The 1413-nt window shown below is 29.5% G+C and carries 2 protein-coding genes; both read right to left on the bottom strand.

The features are described 5' to 3' along the window. Window positions 1-106: 106 nt before the first annotated feature. Window positions 107-955: an IS3 family transposase gene (locus DPIF8902391_RS07050; RefSeq protein ID WP_244951348.1), complete on the bottom strand. Its 849-nt coding sequence runs from the start codon at window positions 953-955 to the stop codon at window positions 107-109. Further along, window positions 901-1359 carry a helix-turn-helix domain-containing protein gene (locus DPIF8902391_RS07045; protein WP_058884145.1) on the bottom strand — a complete coding sequence of 153 codons (459 nt, stop codon included), beginning with the start codon at window positions 1357-1359 and terminating at the stop codon, window positions 901-903. The genes DPIF8902391_RS07050 and DPIF8902391_RS07045 overlap by 55 nt, the downstream gene beginning before the upstream one ends. Between the last annotated feature and the right edge of the window lie 54 nt (window positions 1360-1413).

The raw sequence follows: 1413 nt of genomic DNA, 5'->3' as shown, positions 1-1413 counted from the left end.
TGTATTATACTGATATAGGTTGACCTTTTTTTAGGTTAATTTATATCGTTCAAACTATTTTTTTAGCCGTTTATAATGCAAAAAATAATTTGAACTAGCTTTGTTTTTAAATAGTTAGTTCGGGTAAATTTACATTATTTTTTCGATATGATTTATATTTTATATTAGGGTTTAAATGTACTTCTGCAGGTTTTCTTAAATTCAGGCTAAAATGTGTTCTTAAATTATTGTATATATCTACCGCTTGTTTTGTGATTTCTTGAGCAATAGCTGTATTTTTAATGATTTCTTTTAAAGCATATTCGTACTTTAAAGTTCTGTTGATTCTTTCAGCAATAGCATTTTCGTAGGGATCATATTGTTCCGTCATACTCATGATAATTCCATTACTTTCAGCAAACTCAGTGTATTTAGGATTACAATATTGGAATCCTCTGTCAGAATGATGGATAAGTTTTTCATGAGGGTATTCTCTATTTTTAATAGCCATAGCGAGCGCATCTGTACAAAGTGATGTCTTCATGTGGTTATCGAGTTTATACCCCATAATTTGCTTAGAGTAGGCATCCGTAACGATTGCTAAGTAGTTGTGTCCATTTTCAGTTTTGATGTATGTAATATCAGCTACCCAAAGTTGCTCTGGTCTAGTAGGAACGTGGTGTTTTACAATGTTTTTATATTTTCTAAAAAGATGTTTAGAATTTGTTGTTGTTACATAGTTTTTTCTTTTAGGAATAAGTAAGTTATGAAGCCTTAAAAATCGATAAAACTTATCTCTACCGATGTTAATATTCTGATTAAGCATGTCGTTTTTCAATTCGGTATATAGTTTAATTCCTCCAGTTTTCGAACCTACAGTTTTACGATATTGTTGCACCATTTTAATTAGTTTTTTATCAATTAACTGTTTGTTTTCTTGTTTTTTAACTCTTTTGTAGAAGGCTTGTTTACTAATCCCAAAACACTGATAGAACCATTTTCTTTTAAAATGTTTTTCTTCTTTATTTCTATCTCTTTTGCTAATGTTTCGGGCAACGACTTTTTTGACATATCAACTCCAGTAATGATTTCCATATCGGCAATAATATCTTGCTGAAAGTCTTTTACAAACTCCAGTTCTTCAATTCGTTCCTTTAGTTTTTTAATTTCATCTAATTTACTCATACCATTATTTTGTTGAGCTAAGGTACTATATTTTCTAATCCAATATGAAATAGTAGTTCTAGGAACATCATATTTTTTGGAAGCAAAGTTTGTAGAGATCTGACCATTTTGAATTTGGTCAACGATGAATAATTTGAGTTCTAAGGTTACTTTTTCGTACGTTTTTTTTCGCCAGGGTTGTTTTTGTAATTTCATAAGTGACTATCAATAATTGATGAATTTTTAGTCAACCTATTTCAGTAAAGTTCA

This window comes from Tenacibaculum finnmarkense genomovar ulcerans, from assembly GCF_900239495.1.
Lineage (GTDB): Bacteria > Bacteroidota > Bacteroidia > Flavobacteriales > Flavobacteriaceae > Polaribacter > Polaribacter ulcerans.
The sequence above is the reverse complement of the archived record's forward strand: the minus strand, read 5'-3'. Positions and strand labels throughout refer to the sequence as shown.

Coding starts and splice junctions, on each gene's coding strand:
- DPIF8902391_RS07045 (WP_058884145.1), bottom strand. CDS start 1,359: ATGAAATTACAAAAACAACCCTGGCGAAAAAAAACGTACGAAAAAGTA.